The organism is Mucilaginibacter lappiensis, from assembly GCF_900155965.1.
Lineage (GTDB): Bacteria > Bacteroidota > Bacteroidia > Sphingobacteriales > Sphingobacteriaceae > Mucilaginibacter > Mucilaginibacter lappiensis.
In genome coordinates, this window is the sequence record NZ_FTMG01000010.1 from 113739 (window position 1) to 133095 (window position 19357).

The 19357-nt window shown below is 43.0% G+C and carries 16 protein-coding genes; 11 read left to right on the forward strand and 5 right to left on the reverse strand.

The window, feature by feature from the left end:
* The first annotated feature begins 21 nt into the window (after positions 1–21).
* The 5 genes from BW976_RS18455 (at position 22) to BW976_RS18475 (ending at position 6900) form a co-directional block, all read left to right on the forward strand.
* The gene (locus tag BW976_RS18455) at positions 22–1623 is read left to right on the forward strand and encodes a SusD/RagB family nutrient-binding outer membrane lipoprotein (RefSeq protein WP_076375375.1); all 1602 of its coding nucleotides are present in this window, start codon (positions 22–24) and stop codon (positions 1621–1623) included.
* A gap of 546 nt (positions 1624–2169) precedes the next feature.
* On the forward strand, positions 2170–3768 hold the full coding sequence (locus BW976_RS18460) for a glycerol-3-phosphate dehydrogenase/oxidase (protein ID WP_076375377.1): 1599 nt from the start codon (positions 2170–2172) through the stop codon (positions 3766–3768).
* A gap of 33 nt (positions 3769–3801) precedes the next feature.
* Positions 3802–5307, forward strand: a complete 1506-nt coding sequence (glpK, locus tag BW976_RS18465; protein ID WP_076375152.1) for a glycerol kinase GlpK — start codon at positions 3802–3804, stop codon at positions 5305–5307.
* A 37-nt stretch (positions 5308–5344) separates the two neighbouring features.
* Positions 5345–6076, forward strand: a complete 732-nt coding sequence (locus BW976_RS18470) for an MIP/aquaporin family protein (RefSeq protein WP_076375154.1) — start codon at positions 5345–5347, stop codon at positions 6074–6076.
* 41 nt (positions 6077–6117) lie between these two features.
* Positions 6118–6900 (forward strand): hypothetical protein, encoded by a 783-nt coding sequence (locus BW976_RS18475; RefSeq protein WP_076375156.1) that lies wholly within the window; start codon positions 6118–6120, stop codon positions 6898–6900.
* A 52-nt stretch (positions 6901–6952) separates the two neighbouring features.
* Here BW976_RS18475 and BW976_RS18480 read toward each other — a convergent pair whose 3' ends face one another.
* Positions 6953–7984 (reverse strand): LacI family DNA-binding transcriptional regulator, encoded by a 1032-nt coding sequence (locus BW976_RS18480; protein WP_076375158.1) that lies wholly within the window; start codon positions 7982–7984, stop codon positions 6953–6955.
* A gap of 343 nt (positions 7985–8327) precedes the next feature.
* Between BW976_RS18480 and BW976_RS18485 the strand changes: the two genes are divergently transcribed.
* Together BW976_RS18485 and BW976_RS18490 are read left to right on the forward strand one after the other, a co-directional pair.
* On the forward strand, positions 8328–9755 hold the full coding sequence (locus BW976_RS18485; protein WP_245834734.1) for a tagaturonate reductase: 1428 nt from the start codon (positions 8328–8330) through the stop codon (positions 9753–9755).
* 96 nt (positions 9756–9851) lie between these two features.
* Complete coding sequence (locus BW976_RS18490) at positions 9852–10493, forward strand: DUF2306 domain-containing protein (protein WP_076375162.1); 642 nt, start codon at positions 9852–9854, stop codon at positions 10491–10493.
* A 4-nt stretch (positions 10494–10497) separates the two neighbouring features.
* Here the strand turns inward: BW976_RS18490 and BW976_RS18495 are convergent, their stop codons facing one another.
* Together BW976_RS18495 and BW976_RS18500 are read right to left on the reverse strand one after the other, a co-directional pair.
* Positions 10498–11382, reverse strand: a complete 885-nt coding sequence (locus BW976_RS18495) for a cyclase family protein (RefSeq protein WP_076375164.1) — start codon at positions 11380–11382, stop codon at positions 10498–10500.
* A gap of 422 nt (positions 11383–11804) precedes the next feature.
* Positions 11805–13187, reverse strand: coding sequence for an MFS transporter (locus BW976_RS18500; protein ID WP_076375379.1), 1383 nt, complete (start codon positions 13185–13187; stop codon positions 11805–11807).
* Positions 13188–14050: 863 nt separating this feature from the next.
* On the opposite strand from BW976_RS18500, the gene BW976_RS18505 reads away from it, so the two are divergent.
* The 4 genes from BW976_RS18505 to BW976_RS29465 all read left to right on the forward strand — a co-directional run bounded on the left by BW976_RS18505 (position 14051) and on the right by BW976_RS29465 (position 17840).
* Positions 14051–15550, forward strand: coding sequence for a flavin monoamine oxidase family protein (locus BW976_RS18505; protein WP_076375166.1), 1500 nt, complete (start codon positions 14051–14053; stop codon positions 15548–15550).
* 90 nt (positions 15551–15640) lie between these two features.
* Positions 15641–16075, forward strand: coding sequence for an SRPBCC family protein (locus BW976_RS18510; protein WP_076375168.1), 435 nt, complete (start codon positions 15641–15643; stop codon positions 16073–16075).
* A 120-nt stretch (positions 16076–16195) separates the two neighbouring features.
* Complete coding sequence (locus BW976_RS18515) at positions 16196–17170, forward strand: purple acid phosphatase family protein (protein ID WP_076375170.1); 975 nt, start codon at positions 16196–16198, stop codon at positions 17168–17170.
* Positions 17171–17669: 499 nt separating this feature from the next.
* The gene (locus BW976_RS29465) at positions 17670–17840 is read left to right on the forward strand and encodes a hypothetical protein (RefSeq protein WP_175614135.1); all 171 of its coding nucleotides are present in this window, start codon (positions 17670–17672) and stop codon (positions 17838–17840) included.
* 156 nt (positions 17841–17996) lie between these two features.
* On the opposite strand, the gene BW976_RS18520 is transcribed toward BW976_RS29465, so the two are convergent.
* Positions 17997–18383 carry a DMT family transporter gene (locus tag BW976_RS18520; RefSeq protein WP_076375172.1) on the reverse strand — a complete coding sequence of 129 codons (387 nt, stop codon included), beginning with the start codon at positions 18381–18383 and terminating at the stop codon, positions 17997–17999.
* A gap of 10 nt (positions 18384–18393) precedes the next feature.
* A complete protein-coding gene (locus BW976_RS18525; protein WP_084192266.1) occupies positions 18394–19350 on the reverse strand; it encodes a sterol desaturase family protein in 957 nt (318 codons plus the stop codon).
* Between the last annotated feature and the right edge of the window lie 7 nt (positions 19351–19357).

The following is a 19357-nucleotide window of genomic DNA, read 5'->3' on the forward strand; positions in this document are numbered from 1 at the left end:
TCACCTTTTAAAATGAAAGTAATGAAAACGCATTATAAATTAACAGGACCTGGCGGTTTTAATTATAAAATGGCCGGTCTGCTTGCAGTGGTAATACTTGCTTTTGCCAGCTGTACAAAAAACTTTGAAAAATTCAATACGGATAATACTGGTGTGCCTAAAAATTTCCCGGTAGGCTTGGTATTCCCGGGGCTACAGTATTCGGTTTTTGGTGAAGAGGGTGGTTACCAGCTTGATCAGAACTTAAACGGGGATTGTTATGCTGGTTATATGATGTCGCCAAATCCTTTCAGGGGGAATATCAATAACCTGAATTATAGCCTTGTTGACGGCTGGAATCAATCAGTTTTTGTCGATTCATATACAACATCATTCCTGGCAATCAATGGAATCGCAAATGCGGGTACTAAAGCAACTGTACCTGATTTTTGGGCTATTGCACTTATTTTAAAGGTCGAAATAATGGATCGGGTAACTGATAAGTTTGGGCCAATTGGTTACAGTAAAGTGGGTACAGTATTAAAGAATACCCCTTATGATAGTCAGCAAAATGTTTACAACCGGTTTTTTATGGAGCTGGATACAGCTACGGCTAACTTGAATACTTTTATTGCTGCTAATCCGGGTAAAACGCCCTTTCAATCTTATGATAGGGTATATGGTGGTGACTATACTAAATGGTTGAAATTTGCAAATTCGTTGAGGCTGCGTTTGGCTATGCACCTTACTAAGATTGATTTGGTTACTGCGCAGGCTCAGGCACAAAAAGCGCTGTCGGCTGCAGGTGGCTTACTAACTACCAGTGCTGATAATGCCGGTATCGCGGGAGACGGGTATCATAACCCGTTGAATGTAATTACCACCAGCTGGACCGATATTGCAGCCGGTGCTTCGATAGAATCATATATGGTTGGTTATAAGGATCCCCGGTTGCCCGTTTATTTATCGCCGGCTACTGATACTCGCTTTGCAGGACAATATAAAGGTATCCGCATCGGATCTGCGGTTTCGGCAAAACCAGGCTACAGCGGTTATTCCGTTTTAAACCCCAATACTATTGTTGCCTCTGGATCGCCAATGATGATGATGACAGCTGCAGAAGTTTGGTTTCTGAAGGCAGAGGCAGCACTGCGTAACTGGCCTGGTGCAGGTGATGCAAAAACAAATTATGAAACAGGGATCAATACCTCTATGGCTCAATGGAATGTTTCTGGAGCTAATTATATTGCGGATGCAGCCAGTAAGCCTATTGATTATGTTGACCCGTCAAATTCTGCCAACAACGCTAGTGCAGTCTCTACTATAACCATAGCCTGGGATGCAGGTGCTACAAACGAACAAAAATTGGAGCGTATCATAACTCAAAAATGGCTGGCCATGTTCCCGGAAGGTCAGGAGGCTTGGACTGAGTTTCGTCGTACCGGATATCCTAAACTATTTACAGTGGTAAATAATAACAGTAATGGAACCATTGACACTAAGATTCAGATACGCAGACTAGCTTTTCCGCAAATTGAGTACAATACCAATGGCACCGAAGTGCAAAAGGCTGTTACATTGCTGGGAGGTCCTGATAATGGTGGTACCCGTTTATGGTGGGATGTAAATAAACCTAATTTTTAATTGAGAAGTTAGGGTTTACGTAGAAACCCAATGTTTTAATAGAAAGAGGCTGTATCATAAATCATGATACAGCCTCTTTTTTTTGATTTATTCAGATACTTAAGCGATGTATAGCCTTGGGTTGGATTTACTCCATTAACAAATTGGGTTTACATGGTTTACATAATTTATGGTTAACATTGGTTTATGTTATTGATAATCAATTAATTGCTTGTTTTTATTTGAAAAAAGTGTAAACCCACTTTTTGTCTAAGCGTTATCGGTTAAATTTCAATTTATAGTTAACACAGCACAAAGGGGGATTTATGATACAGCCACTTTTTTGTGGAAACGAATTTCGGATGTATATTGTTTTTATTTCGTTTTATTTTAATTGTGTTTCAATTTGTGCTGTTTTGATGTGATTTTTATTCTAAATGGAAGTTTTTGTTCTTTTTTTGTTAAAAATTAATTATTAATTAGTTTTGTTTTGTTTCTAATTGTTATTATTTATAAATTTGATTTAATAATCGAAACTGATTGATAAAATATAACAATATAAAAACCATGGTTGCAACTAACAGAAGTGATATTGTAAAATCCATAACCGACCCTAATAAAGTTTGGGATGTGGTGATAGTAGGTGGTGGGGCTACTGGTTTAGGCGCTGCGGTTGATGCCGCCTCCCGGGGCTATAAAACCTTGCTGTTAGAACAGGCCGATTTTGCCAAAGGCACATCCAGCCGGAGTACAAAGCTGGTGCATGGTGGTGTGCGTTACCTTGCCCAGGGCGATATAGGCCTGGTGCGTGAGGCTTTGCATGAACGCGGCTTGCTGCTTAAAAATGCGCCCCATCTGGTAAAAAACGAATCATTTGTTATTCCGAACTATGAATGGTGGGGTGGCGCTTTTTATACCATTGGCTTAACACTGTATGATCTGCTGGCCGGCAAACTTGGATTTGGCCGGGCAAAACATATCTCCAAAAAAGAAGTGATCAGTAAGCTGCCTACCATCAATCAAAAAGGTTTATGGGGAGGGGTAGTGTATCATGATGGTCAGTTTGATGATTCACGCCTTGCAGTTAACCTTGCACAAACTGCGCTTGAACAGGGAGCTACCGTATTGAATTACTTTCGTGTGGTTAGTCTGATTAAAGATGATCAACAGAAAATTGCCGGAGTAATTACTACTGATATGGAAACCGATCAAAGCTACACCATAAAATGTAAAACGGTTATTAATGCAACTGGCGTATTTGTTGATGATCTGTTACAGATGGATAAACCGGGCAAAAAGCCTTTGGTTAGACCAAGCCAGGGTGTGCATCTGGTGCTCGACAGATCATTTATGCCGGGTGAGGACGCTATCATGATTCCGAAAACAGAAGATGGCCGGGTGCTGTTTGCCGTTCCATGGCATGATAAACTGGTTGTGGGCACAACAGATACCCCACTTAATGAGCACAGCCTGGAACCACGGGCATTAGAAGAAGAGATCGATTTTATTATACGTACCGCCGAAAAATACCTGACCAAAGCGCCAACCCGCAAGGATGTACTCAGCGTATTTGCCGGTTTACGCCCACTGGCAGCTCCGGAAGGTGATTCGTCAAAAACAAAGGAAATTTCACGCAGCCATAAACTGTTGGTATCCGATTCTGGGCTCATCACCATTACCGGGGGCAAGTGGACAACTTACCGCAGGATGGGAGAAGATACTATTAATAAGGCTATTGAAGTAGGTAAACTGACCCCTAAACCGAGCGTTACCAAAGATCTGTCGATACATGGCAGTAAACTCAACGTAAATCGAAATGATCATTTATATGTGTACGGCAGCGATGAAGATGCTTTGCTGGCATTAGTAAATGAAAACGCGGAATGGGGTAATAAAATGCACCCTGATATGCCTTATATACAGGCAGAGGTGGTATGGGGAGTAAGACACGAAATGGCTCGCAATGTAGAAGATATCCTGGCACGCCGCGTACGGTCGTTATTTCTCAATGCACGTGCTGCTATTGATATGGCTCCAATTGTGGCCAGTCTGATAGCCAAAGAACTAAACAAAGACGCTGCCTGGGAGAAAGAACAGGTAGCCTCGTTTACCGCTTTAGCCAATGGTTATCTGCTTGAGCCTTATCAAGCTAAACCAATACAATAAATAACCAATTATAACCAGTGTAGAACTTAAATTATGGAAGATTACATTTTAGCATTAGACCAGGGGACTACCAGCTCAAGAGCTATAGTATTTGATCACAAGGGGCAAATTAAATCTGTTGCTCAAAAAGAATTTAAACAGATATTCCCCCAATCGGGTTGGGTTGAGCATGATCCGAATGAGATATGGTCAACACAAGCCAGTGTAGCAGCAGAAGCTACCGTTAAGATGGGCATAAACGGTACTAATCTGAAAGCCATAGGTATCACCAACCAACGCGAAACCACCATCGTATGGGATCGTAACACGGGTGAGCCGGTTTATAACGCCATTGTTTGGCAGGATCGCCGCACTGCCGCTTTTTGCGACAAGTTAAAACAGGATGGGCACGAAGATATGATCCGTTCTAAAACCGGACTGGTGATCGACGCCTATTTTTCCGGATCGAAGATCAGATGGATACTGGATAATGTAGAAGGCGCCCGGGCAAGGGCCGAGAAAGGTGAACTGGCATTTGGTACTGTTGATAGTTGGCTGGTATGGAAATTTACCCGTGGCCACGTACACATTACTGATGTTACCAATGCCTGCCGCACTATGCTTTTCAACATTCAAACACAACAATGGGACGATGAACTGATCGCTTTATTGGATATACCTAAAAGCATGTTACCCGAGGTAAAACAATCCAGTGAAGTATATGGCGAAACGGCAACAACCATTTTTGCCTCCAAAGTTCCTATCGCGGGTATCGCGGGCGATCAGCACGCAGCGCTTTTTGGTCAGATGTGTATTGAGAAAGCCATGGTTAAAAATACTTACGGAACGGGCTGTTTTATGCTGATGAATATCGGCGATAAATTCATCGAATCAAAAAATAATTTGTTGACCACCATAGCCTGGAAAATTAACGGGAAAATTCAATACGCTTTTGAGGGCAGTATATTCATCGGCGGGGCAGTAGTACAGTGGCTACGCGATGGATTGGGCATCATCAAAACATCAGCCGATGTAGAAAAACTAGCTTTAGCTGTAGAGGATACCCAGGGCGTATATTTTGTGCCAGCTTTTGCCGGCCTGGGTGCACCTTACTGGAAACCCGATGTTCGCGGAACTATCGTGGGCCTGAGCCGGGGAACCACAGCATCACATATTGCACGTGCCGCTTTGGAATCTATAGCTTATCAAACGATGGATGTACTAAAAGCGATGGAGGCTGATAGTGGGATGGAAATTAAAGAATTAAGAGTTGATGGCGGCGCTACGGCGAATGATCTGTTGATGCAGTTTCAATCAAACCTGCTCAATTGTAAAGTGATCAGGCCAAACGTAGTTGAAACAACGGCTCTTGGTGCCGCATATCTGGCAGGTTTGGCGGTTGGTTACTGGAAAAACGTAGAGGAAATACAGCAGCTATGGAAATCGGAAAAAGAATTTACGCCAGAGGCTGATCTTTCTGAAATTAAAAATGGTATTAAAGGTTGGAAAAAAGCTATTCATGCTGCTCAATCCTGGACCGATGAACTGCCTGAGGCTTAATTAATTTGATTATTCACCATTAAATTTTAATATCAATATGTCACCATTCATAGCTGAGTTGTTAGGCACCATGTTGCTTATACTTTTAGGCGATGGCGTAGTTGCTAACGTTGTTTTAAATGATACCAAAGGGAATAATAGCGGTTGGATTGTTATCACCACCGCGTGGGGGCTAGCTGTTTTTGTAGGGGTTGTAGTTGCTGGGCCATATAGTGGGGCGCATTTAAACCCTGCGGTTACCATAGCCCTGGCCATTGCCGGTAAATTTGCCTGGGCCAGTGTACCAATTTATATTGCTGCCCAACTTTTAGGGGCCTGTTTAGGTGCTTTTTTAGTTTGGCTCATGTATTATGATCATTTTCAGCGCACCAATAATCCGGGTGGAATCTTAGCGATTTTTTGCACTGGGCCAGCAATTCGTAATTATAAATCGAATATAGCAAGCGAGATCATCGGTGCCTTTGTCCTATTGTTCACCATTTTTTATATTTCAGGTGCCGAGATCACTCCAAGTAAAACGCCAGTGGGCTTAGGATCTGTAGGTGCCATACCTGTAGCTTTGCTCGTTTGGGTAATTGGTCTGTCCCTTGGTGGTACCACGGGATATGCCATTAACCCGGCGCGCGACCTGGGGCCACGCATTATGCACGCTATTTTACCCATCAAAAGCAAGGGTACCAGCGACTGGGCTTATGCCTGGATACCTGTTATAGGTCCTGTTATTGGTGCTGCTATAGCTGCCTTTTTATATACTAACCTGGGTCATTAACATATAAACCAATTATTATTTCTTTTTAAAACCAGAGTTTTATGAAAACGATTAATAAAGCTGGCCTTTTGGCCATACTTGGGCTATGCCTTTGTCTTCAAAGCATGGCACAAGACACCACAGCAAGGAAAAAAGACTCAATCGTTGTAAAAAAATATCGCCCGTTTGATGTTAATTTACAGGTAAGGTCATTGTATATATGGCGCGGATTTAAGGTATCAAACGCTCCTATAACTGATGTGGATATGCACTATACTACCCGCGACGGCAGTTTTGCAGTCGGTTTTTGGGGTGGTGCAGGGTTTACAGGTGATTACAAAGAGTTTGACTACTATGTAAGCTATAAAGATAAAAACTCGGGCTTTAGTGCGTCGGTATGGGATATTAACAACTTTACCAACTATCCCAATGCCGATCTGTTTAACTATAATAAAGCAAGCACATCGCACTTTATTGATGTTACGGTAGGTTACCAGTTTAAAGATTCGTTTCCGCTAAGTATCAACTGGAGCACTATTGTGCAGGGACGGGATACCTATGTAAAAAGCAATGGCGATCTGGGTAATGCCTACTCCAATTATGTAATACTTGATTACAGGCTATGGAAAGAGGGCACTTCTGATGTGCATATTTTTGCAGCTGGTGCTTTCGCTTTTGGTCGTGATCAAAACTTTTACGGATCAAAGCCCAATATTGTAAATACGGGTTTAACGTTTAATAAGGATCTGGTACTTTTCAATTACCATCTGCCCATTTCCGCAACAGCTATGTTTAGCCCGGAACATAAATATGGAGCATTGCAGTTAATTATGAATGTTTTTTAAACGACTTCAGGCCTGTTGAATTGGATTTTACAGAATAGAAAGCACGTTTATGTTAACGCGGCTTTTGAGATGATGACCTGGCAATCAACTCAGTTTCTACTTGCTCTGTAGTAAATTCTTCAACAGGCCATTTACTTTCAATGGTCTTGATCAGCATTTCAGTAGCCAGTTGCCCTATTTGAAAGGCCGGTTGCCTTATTACAGTCAACGGTGGATCAAACAGCTCGACCACGTCAGAGTTGGTAAAACCGGCAATGGCTATATCGTCAGGAACTTTGATACCCAGTTTTTTTAAAATGTGCATGCAACTGATGGTAAGGCGATCGCTCCCAATGAAAATAGCTTCAGGTTTTTCGTCCATGCTTAGCAGCTCTTTAATGGCGAATTCTATCTCATCCTGAATCATGCCCCCCTGATTACAATGTTTTAGATAACCAGGTTTAAAATCAAGATGATGTTTATCAAGTGCTGCCTTAAAACCGTTGAATCTTTCCCGGGTGATTAGTAAGTTATTTGAACTGGTCAAGTGGGCTATTTTTTTGAAGCCTGTGTTAATTAAAAGTTCGGCAGCATCAAATGATCCTTTAAAGTTGTTCGCGATTACTTTATGGGTATTAACATCGGCTGCCACCCGGTCAAAAAATACAATTGGGAATCCCTTTTCGTGCAGATATTGGTATTGAGAGGTATCGGTGGTTTCGGCAGATAGTGAAACCAGCAAGCCATCCACATGCCTCGATAATAGATGCTTTACATTGGTACATTCCCGGTCAAATGACTCATGTGTTTGGGTGATGATAACATGATACCCACGATTATAGGCAATTGATTCGATGCCATTAATAGCCTGTGAAAAATAATTATTAGCTACTTCGCATACTACAACTCCAATAGAATGGCTCTTTTGTTCTTTAAGACTTAGCGCTATAGGGTTTGGTCTGTAATTTACCTTCTCAGCATACTCCAATACCAATTTCTTGGTTTCGGCACCTATTTCATAACTCCCGTTTAAAGCTCTTGATACTGTTGATGTGGACAGACCCAACGCCTTTGCTATATCCTTTATGGTATAAGATTCAAACATAATTTAGCTCAAGGTGTTTCAACAGGCCGGTATGGTATTAGTTTATAATAAGACATCCCTGTTACCGGGCTAAGTTAGTGTAAAATTACAGATCATCTATGCCGATTTTGATACAATTGAATTCTCGAAACCGTGCAAACGTTTCCGGGAACGTTTGCACGGTTTTAATGCCTCATATCTTTTTTTTATTAACTACTTGTACTTAACCTTGTTTGGTAATTGAATTTTACTGTTGATTTGATAAGATTCATTGCCTAATAACCATAAACCAACAAGAACCGATAAATCCATCTTTTTTATTGAGTACATGATCTTATCAAGATATAATTTAAACAAAATCAATTTGCCTGTATCAAATCTTCCGGATGAGCAAATATTTGAATTTTCTGAAAAAGTGTTACAATTTGGCACCGGGATACTTTTACGTGGCTTACCCGATTATTTTATCGATAAAGCCAATCGTAATGGCATTTTTAATGGTAGAATAGTAGTAGTAAAGTCGACCGATGCAGGTTCCATAACTGATTTTGATAAACAGGATGGTTTGTATACCGTTTACACAAAAGGTATTGAAAACGGAAAAGAAATTAACGAGCAGGTCATATGCTCGGCCATTAGCCGTGTATTATCAGCCACAAACGATTGGAACGCGGTTTTGGAAGTTGCTCAAAGTCCTTATTTGCAGGTTGTGATCTCAAATACCACAGAAGTCGGCATCAAGCTTGTAAAAGAAGATATCAGTAAACATCCCCCGGTATCCTATCCAGGTAAACTACTGGCTGTTTTATATAAGCGATACCAGGCTTTTAACGGCAGTGCCGACAGCGGGTTGGTCATTATTCCTACTGAACTGATAACGGATAACGGTAAAAAATTAGAGTCGATAATACTTGAACTGGCGCATTTGAACAAGTTGGAACCAACGTTTATGGATTGGCTGGAAAGGCATAACCGCTTTTGCAATTCGCTGGTTGATCGTATAGTGCCCGGGAAGCCAGATAAAGCCTTAAGCGATGTAATGGAAGCAAAATGTGGCTACACGGATAGCCTAAGTATAACAGCTGAGCCATATAGCCTATGGGCGATTGAAGGGGACGATCATATAAAGTCTGTGTTGTCATTTTATGAAGTTGATGAAAGTGTTGTAATTACGCCCGATATTGAATTATTCAGGGAACTTAAATTACGCTTACTGAACGGAACCCATACCTTAAGCTGTGCCTGGGCCATCTTACAGGGCTTTGCTACGGTGAAAGAAGCCATGAGTGACGAAGCTTTTATCAATTTCATCACACCGTTAATGTTTAACGAGATATTGCCTGCTATTCCGTATAAAATTGATGAAAATATAGCTGTCGATTTTGCCGGTAAAGTGCTCGACAGGTTTCGTAACCCTTACATCAGGCACGAATGGTTAAGTATTTCGGTACAATACACTACCAAGATCAAAATGCGGGTAATTCCTTTATTATTAAACTACTATAAACTATACAATACTGCCCCGGAATGTATGGCGCTTGGCTTTGCTGCCTTTATCCGGTTTATGCGGATAAAACTAACTAACGATGGTTATTACACAGGAGTAATAAATGGCCGGGAATACAAGGTTACCGATAACTTTGCCGAATATTTTGCAACGACCTGGGCTAACGAAGAGACCCCCACAGCTCTATGCCATATTTTGACCAATACTGAACTTTGGGATACCGATCTTACTGCTTTACCAGGATTTAAAGAAGCGGTAATTGAACGGTTTAATAGTTTCAAATAATCCAGGGGTACAGGTTAATTTTTGCCGGGTTGTAACAAATTTTCAGCATTCCTAATCTAAAGGTTAAAGTAAAGGCCCTCCCCAATACTAAACCGCATGAAGCTGAAAAAAATATCTTGGGTTTCGATAGTTATTTTTGCTATTATCATAGGCCTGTATCCGCTTGCTTACTATTTTGCGGATATGAAAACCAATGGGTTGTTGAGTACGAAACCCCGGGAGGTATTGAGTAATTCTGTATGGCATGCCGCGTTTTATACGCATATTACTTTTGGTGGTATAGCACTGCTAACCGGATGGCCTCAGTTTAGCCAAAAGCTGCGCGAAAAATATCTGAGCACTCATCGCCTTGTTGGCAAAATCTATGTTATTGCCGTTGCGTTGAGCAGTATCAGTGGGTTATTCATCGCTTTTTTCGCTACCGGTGGCATTGGCAATGTGTTAGGTTTTGGCATATTAGCTATGTTATGGTTTATAAGTGTATTTAATGCTTATAGGAGTATTCTTAAAATGGATATATACCAGCATGAAAACTGGATGATACGCAATTACGCGCTCACTTTAGCCGCGGTTACGTTGCGTATCTGGTTGCCCTTATTGTCAAGCTTTGTTTTCCATGATTTTATACCAGCTTACCGCATCGTATCCTGGTTGTGCTGGGTGCCTAATCTGATCATTGCGGAGGTCGTTATCAGTAAAAGATCAACAAAAACAGAACAAATCCCCCAAGCTATATAGATTGTCAGCTATTAAAGCTGGCGTATGCTCTTACGGGAAATGTACCCACACCTTTGAACTTTGGAGGTACGGCGTTGAATTTGTAGCCACTTTTCGGTAGTTTATCCAGGTTGCATAGATGCTCAACTATCAATATCTCGGCCCCCAGTAAAATGGTATGTACCGGGCGACTTTTGCCCCGGGTATCATCAATGTTATGGCTGTCGATGCCCACCAGTTTTACACTACATTCTTTCAGGTATTCGGCTGCCTCGGCGGTAAGGTAGGGGTGGTTTTCAAAGTATTGTGTTGTGTTCCAGTGTTTTGCCCATCCTGTGTAAACCAATACTGCTTTGTTCCTGATCTCTTTACCTGTAAAATAGCTTTTGTTAATTTCGATTGCGTTTTCGGCATTGATAGTGATAGCCTCCAGGTCGGCAAAGCGTTCCAATTCCATCTCAGACAGGTCTTTACCATGCTCAAAGCGGTGAAAAGGGCAATCGATATAAGTACCCGTATTGGTCACCATTTCTATTTTCCCTATCTGAAACTCCGTTCCCGGTTCATAATTTGCTTTGGACTGTTCCCGGCTCAAATAATCGCAAATAACAGGCGAAGGCAGGCCTTTATAGGTTACCAGGCCATCAAAAATGGTATGACTGAGGTCGATATACTTGTCATCCCGCAGCTGGTTAATCGGCTGGCGTTTATGTTTTTCTTCCATGTAGTATTTATTCAGGATGTCAACCTTGCCAACCATGAGTAGCTGCATGTCGGTTACAATATAGTCGGCCAGTTCCTGGTCGCTGATGGTATCGGCGGCAATATCCAGCCGGAAATCCTGGCCCTGGATGCCACCGCGATTAGTGAAAGAAATATCAAAATCAAAAACTACTCTTTTGTCAGGCATGGTTGTTTGTTCTGTTTTGGTGATGGGATGAATATGGCTAAAAAAACTTTTTAAACCTTGAATTTTAACACTTTTTTGATCAAAACCGAGGTAAAAACAACTTAAAAATCATCCAAAACCATCGATTTTAACACTTTTTAACAAATTTTAATACCGTTTTGATGAGTTTTTTAAACTTTAAAAAGTATTAATTTGTTGATTATTAAATAATTATACTTAAAATGGTCGATTTTTAGCCTTGTTTCTGCCTTAACAAAACAGCCCGGATGTCTGCTGAGAGACATCCGGGCTGTTGATTGATATAAATATACGAAAATTTGGGTGGAATTTAAAATCGCCGCATAATCGACTCACCCACCCCGCTTTCCGTGGTAGGCGAAGAGAGGGTTGGCGTGCGCAGCGATGCCAGGGTGAGTCTCCTGCTACTTACTTATCTTCAAATACCTGTAAATCAACAAAAGGATACAAACTATACCCGCTGCCGAAATAAGGGAGCTCACCGTTATGGCATGTACTATAGCCTCAGGGCCGCCATTGGTCATGGCGCCAAATACGGCAACTCCCATGGCGCCGGCCGCCTGACGGGTGGTGTTTAACACGGCTGATGCTGTACCCGAGCGGGTTTTGGTTACGGTGGATAAGATACCCGTAGTCATGGCAGGTACAGCAAGCCCCATACCCAGGGGAATAATAATAAAAGGGAAAAACAGCTGCCAGTAGGGCGTATGGGCTTGGGCGATGAGCAAACCTGCATAACCAATGGCGCTGATGGTGAGCCCGATGATGATGGGTACACGCGTACCATATTTGGCCATCAATTTAGCGCTGATGAGGTTGGAGATAATAAAGCCCGCTGTAAGCGGCAAAAAGGCCATCCCTGCTGTAAGCGAAGGATAACCAAGCACATTTTGCAAGTACAGGCTCAACACAAATACGGTTCCGTAATAGGTGGCATTTAGTACAATACCCTGTAATACCAGCACATTAAAAACCGGCGATTTAAACAGATCAAGCGGAAGGATAGGAGATTTTGCCTTTCTTTCTATCCGCAGAAAAATAATGAACATGATAGCGCTGAATATTAGCGCGCCGTAGATGATGGGATTGTTAAAACCCAAGTGATGCAATTCAATAATAGCTGCTATAAGCGCGGTAAGAGCCAGCATCCAGGTAAACTGACCGGGAATATCAAAACCTTTATTGGTGTGCTTTTCACTTTCGGTAAGTTTGATACTGAGCAGGATGCCAATCAAACAGATAGGTACATTTACAAAAAATATCATCCGCCAGTTGCTCACGTGCATCAGCAGGCCACCCAGGATTGGTCCGGCGGCTATGGATACGCCTCCGGCTGCCGTCCACCAGGCTACGGCTTTGCTGCGCTGGGTAGGTTCATGGGCAAAACTTTGGTTCAAAATTGATAGGGAACTGGGGATCATAGCGGCCGCGCCAACGCCCTGCAATACCCGGAACGCGATCAAACTAAAAGGGTTCCAGGCAAAGCCGCAACCGGCAGAGGCTATACCAAACACCAGTAAGCCAAACTGGAAAAGCCGCTTTGATCCTAGTAGGTCGCTCATACCGCCGGCCGAGAGCATCAGCACCGCGAAAGCAATGGTATAAGCATCAACTATCCACTGCAACTCGCTGATATCGGCCTTGAATGAGGCTGATATTTGCGGCAGCGCGATGTTCACGATGGATACATCCAGCTGTGATACCACAAATGCCAGGCTGGTGGTGCCCACTATAAAAATAAAGGGAGATTTTGTTTTGCGCCCACTACTTGCCGCCGTCTCTTCCATGGTGTGTAGATGTTGATGTAACACAAAGATACCTCCTCCAAAACCATTACAGTTCGGTTTTAAATGAAATGTGATATTCATATTGAATATGAATAAATGTTTTTATTGCTTTTTTATAAACGCCTTTGTATATTATGTTTAACGAGAGTTCGGAAAGAATAAGCTATGTCATTTCGACAAACAGCGATGGACAGCGTGCTGGCGTGAGGAGAAATCTTTTGCGCCAGACTGACTTATCACGCGCAAAAGATTTCTCCTCGTACCTCGTTCGAAATGACATGGCTTGTTCCTTTTGTCCCCTCAGGGTCTCTCGCAGATTTAAGTTAACCCATAAAATTGATCAACTTGAAATTTCAACGGGAGGCACCTACGGAGCCAAAGAACGTGCTTTTTTAGAGCTATAAACAGGTGGCCCCGCTGGGGCCGGCAATGCTTTATACTATAATTAGTATACCTGGCCTGCCATTCGGCCTCAGAGAGGCCTCCTGTTTATAGATAAAATCTAAAGAAATACCGGACTCCGCAGGAGTCTCCTGATCCTGAACTTGCCTTCCGGGGACTCTTTAGTTCATATTTAGATTTTATGGGTTAACTTAAACTCGAAGAGGACCCTGAGGCATCCTGCAATTCACATCATTTTCTGCTATCCTATTTAATTATTTATATTTAGATGTGTCTGTCAAAACCAATCATCAACTTACGGAAGCTGCCTGGTTTATAACGATTGAAGAACCTCAGGATCCTCTTCGAGAGACCCTGAGGGGACGGGAATGTTTTTATTGCTTTTATATCAAACACTTTGTATAGTATATTTAAGTCTAGGTCTTATCTGACTAAATTCATTTACCTTATAAAACAATACGATGGCTAATATCAAAAGAAGGGTATTTATCAAAAACACCTTACTGGCAGGTGCAGGTACAGTTCTTGGTCCGCAGATCATTAAGGTGGCAGAAGAGACCAATGCAAACACAAAACCTATCAATAAACCAATATCAGCAAGCGGTAAAAAAATTATTATAGCGGGCGCTGGCATAACGGGCCTATGCTGTGCGTATGAGTTGATGAAGGCAGGGCATGAAGTGGTGGTACTGGAGGCCAGCGGCCGGTATGGTGGGCATGTGTTCACCGGGCGCGATGGTTTGTCTGATGGCCTATATGCCGATTTCGGGGCCGACCATATCACCAAACCAGGCTATGAGCGTTTTTTTGAATACGTTGATGAGTTTAAGCTAAAGGTTATCCCATATCCTCATGCCGAAGGTTCTGAGGCTGCGCCGGATAACCATACTTTAAAAATGATAGACGGGAAATTTTATACACCCGAAATGATGAAAGACCCAGCGGTGCTGGCCAAATTCGGGTTTAATGAAAAGGAGATCAAATTTCTGTCGCAAAACCCCATGTACGCCCTGAGCGATTTCTACCTGAAACCATACCTCGATAAGTTTACCGACCCATACCAGCCTTTTGGCGTGGGTTATGACGATTACGACCAGATAGCCATAAGTGAGATCTATAAAAAAGAAGGAGCCTCAGTAGGGGCGCTCCGCTTTTTGGGTGGAAGTACCACCAATGCCCTGTACACGCTCTGGCGATCGGCTATCATGAAATCGCGGGGGATACCGGCATCGGAAGGAGATACCTATCACTTAAAAGACGGTAATGAGCAATTGCCTATGGCTTTTGCCAAACGCCTGGGCGCAAGGGTTAAACTCAATCATCCGGTTACGGGTATTAAGTATGATGGCGCAGGTGTCACGGTATCCTACAAAGCCTACGGTGCCGCGCAGGTGCAGGATATGAAGGCTGATTTTCTGGTGAACTGCATTACCCTGCCTATTTTTAAAACTATCCCGGTTAGTCCGCCGCTATCACCGGCTAAGCAATACGTGGTAAATCGCATGGGCTATTCCTCGCATCCCTTTTATGTGTTCGAGGCCAGTTCCAGGTTCTGGCTCGACGAAGGGTTTAAAACCATCAACATGGAGTTTGAACACCCGGATATTTCCTCCATATGGGAAGAAACTAACGAGGTGGATACCCAGCGCGTGATCCTGAAAGCCTTTGGTCCGGGTGGCATATCGCCCGAGCGTGTTCTGGCTGCTTTCCGTTCTGTTTACCCGGGTAAGCATGATACTATAGAGCAGGCTTTAACCTTCGATTGGACAAAGGACCGGTTCGCCCCGGCCTGCGAAATGCAGCCCTTCCCGATAGGCACCATGCACAAATTCTGGCCGCAGGTGATGCTGCCTGAGGGACGCATCTATTTCGCGGGTACCTATGCCGATAATATGAGCCGGGGTATGGAGTCTTGTATTCGCTCGGCACAGCGGGTGGCACAGCAAATAGGTAAGCTGTGAGAGGTCATTGGGTTCATTTCAACACTTTTTCAGTATAATGGTGTTACCCTTAAGCGATATGTTATTATATCGCCGGTAAAGTGCGTATATATGAGTGTTGATAATTCACAATCGTTTTCGATTAATCATTATTTCCCGGTGCTGGCAGAGCTGGTTTTAGATGCCTGGCTCGATCCGGAGATCATGAAGCTTTGGATGTTTAAAAGTCCTACCAATAAAATTACAGACATTAAAGTTGAACCCTGGATAAATGGTAACTTCTCCATCCTGGAGCTTGAGCATGGAGAAGAAATTGACCATTTCGGGCAGTATAAAGAACTGATAGAGCCAAACCGGCTGGTGTTTACGCTGGAGGTACCCAAACACTTTGCAGGAGTTACCCTGGTTGAAGTTGATATTGAATCAGATACAGCCGGTTGCAAGCTTACGCTCACGCAAACCGGGGTAAGTGCCGACGTTACCAGGCCCGCCTGGATCAGAATGATGGAGGACCTGGATGTGGTACTGCGGCAGAACAGTCAGTAGATTTTCCGGCGCGTTAAAAATTTACAATTTATTAAATATTTCTTATCCTTTTGTAAGCTGTTTTCTTTAATATCTTAGGCTCCTTAAAACCGGTATTTAATCAACGGTTTTGCCTGACATATGAAACGAAGAGACTTTGTAAAAAACGCCGCGCTTACCGCTCTTGGTGCATCATTGATTGGTCCTTTAGAGGCTTTTGCAGATGAAAGAGTTACCCATTTGGACAGCGATGATGTATCGCCCCGTGCTGCACTGGCCGATGAATTTAAGCTGCACTTTTTAGCCGTGGGCGACTGGGGCCGGAACGGCGAATATGATCAGGCCGAAGTAGCCAACCAAATGGGGCAATGGGCCACCACGCATCCTAATGATTTTGTGATTTCCGTAGGCGATAATTTTTATCCTAAAGGCATCATCAGCGAAATGGATCCGCAGATACATTATTCTTTTGAAAATATTTATACTGCGCACTCCCTGCAATGCGACTGGTACCCGGTTTTAGGAAACCATGATTACCTAACCGATCCCGACGCGCAGATTCGCTACAGTAAAGTAAGCCGCCGGTGGAACATGCCAGCACGCTACTACTCTAAAGAAGTTTCCTTAGGTAAAGATAAAGGCAGCGCCCTGTTGGTGATGATTGATACCGACCCGATGCTGCATGAGCATCTGAAAGATTATGTGAGCACGCAAATGGCGTGGTTAAACAAAACGTTGAAAGAAGCATCGGCCGATTTGAAATGGAAGATAGTGATTGGCCACCACCCTTATTATACGGTTGGTCCGCGTATTAATAACTTTGATACTTTAACTGTGCGGAAAATATTACCGCAGATATTTGAGGAGCATAAGGTTGATGTTTACCTATCGGGCCATGACCATTCCCTACAACATCTGAAACCGGAAGGCTTTACCCACCAGTTTATTTCGGGCGCTGGTTCGGAGCTTACCCCGGTAACCGCGGGCATTCCGTACAGCAAGTTCCAGGCCTCAGAGCATGGTTTCATGGCCTTCTCGGTAAATGCCAACAAATTCAATATAAAAGCCGTTAACCAGGTGGGCAAGGTGATTTATGAAACGGAATTGAGTAAGTAGGTCGATGGTCCATAGTCGATAGTCCATGGAAAAAGGCTCGTGCGACTCCCCTGTTGAGAGGGGGAAGGGGTGTGTTATCTGCGTGAAGAAACACACCCCGCCACCACACTTCCCAACGCTCCCCCTCTCAAGAGGGGAGCAAAAATTAGCATGTAGTGCGGTGATAACACCACAGCTGTTCGGAAGATGTCAAAATGAATTTTGTCATTCTGAGCGATAGCGAAGAATCTTCTTCAAGATGCAATAACCGAGTGCTTTTCTGAAGCAGAAGATCCTTCGCTATCGCTCAGGATGACAATCTTATTTGATTAATTTTCATTCTTCCGAACAGCTGTGGTGATAACACCGACCATGGGCTTAAATAAAATTATAAAAAGTCTGTCATCGAACGAGGCACGAGGAGAAATCTTCTGAGATATGCAATTGGGCTTTTTATGCTACAGAAGATTCCGCTCTTTTATTAGATATACTTTAATATATTCAGGTAAACTTTAGCACGATGAAAATTTATAATATTACCTACTTAGTTTTTGGGTTATTCTTAACTGCAATAGGATTATTTATTGACCTGTACCTACAAATAATAAACTGGATTGTATGGATTTTAATAGCTATGGGTGGCGGTTTAATTGGAGGGGCGTTTCACAATACCGATAAATCTAAAAAATGATCTTGCCTAGTTGCGCTCGTTTGCAACGAGTGCTTAACGTGGGTTTGCGTTTAAAACGCTATGGCGATGCAATCGCCGCGCCATAATAAGTGCAAACTAGCGCAAGGTTGTCGTTATTTTTGTCCATACTCCTAAAATCCTTGCTCCCCAAATCCCCTAAGGTACCTGGTTAATATGCGATACCGAGAATTTTAAACCCATAATGCCGATCATGATGAGGGAGATAAAGAAAACCTCCATCCAGGTGATGGTTTTGTTGAAGAAGGCCATTTCGGCTATTTTGATGAATACCAGCGTGGCGGCGGTCCAGATGGCGTATGCGGTGGCTGTGGAGAGCTCTTTGATAGCCAGGGAGAAGAAATATACGTTACATACTCCGAATAGGATATAGCCCAGCAATGGCGCCACCAGAGGGAAGCTTACATCAACCCGGTAAAAGTTGTGCCAGGTGAGCAGTTTAAGATCGCTTAGTTTAAAGTACTTTACCGAAAACGTCCATGCGGTTTCAAATACTGCTGCTATGATGATGTATATCCAGGCCAATTTTATCGGGTTATTGCAAAATTTCTTCTTGCGGATGAGTGGTTATGGTTGTATCGATTGTTTGCGGTTGATGTGTTGTATTTGCTTTTGAATGACGTTTTTTCCAGGGTGATAACAACAAAGATAAAATAGCTGGCCGTAAATTATAGTAACGTTCAAACCATTTATATTTCAGCAGTTTGTTTTCGTCAAAACGTTTAACAGAGAAGGCGTGTTGCATAAAGTAATCTCTGGGGTATTCATAGCCCAGGCCCCAGTTTTCGCGTTCGTTGCCGGGCGGATGTCCGGGATCGTAAGCGCTGCCAAACAGATGGTCCCATACCGAAAACTTGGTAGCAAAGTTGGCGTGGAAAACTTCGATGTAGTTGGCATGGTGCCACAAATGCAGTTCGGGTGTGTTGAGGATATATTTGAGCTTGCCCAGCTTTACGTTTACATTGGCATGAATGAACATGCCAAACATGGCATCCAGCAGGGCCTTGATCGGTATCACGGCAGGATCGGCACCTAATAAAATGATGGGTGCAAACTCAATGGTTTGGTTGATGATGATCTCGATGATGTGGGAGCGTGAGCCGGATAAAAAATCAACCTCTTTGCCTGAGTGATGCGCCTCGTGTGTTCGCCAAAGGAATTTGCTGTGGTGCTGCAGCCGGTGAAACAGATAAATATACAGATCATGCGTTACCAGGAAAAATAATACCTGTACGGCGATTGGCCAATGGGTTACAAACTGAAAGGCCGACCAATCGAAATGATGCTGAATAGGAGCGATGATATAATCAAATATCAGAATCTTTAAAAAATAGCTTTGTATCAGCGTATACCATACCAGGTCGATCCAGAAACCTTCCCTGAAAAATTTTAATCCTTTACGGTAAGGCGATATCCGTTCCCAGGCAATAATGAATATTATCCATAAAACCAGTATCGTAGTGGTAACGGTAAGCAGTTTTTCCTGTGGCATTTTTTTT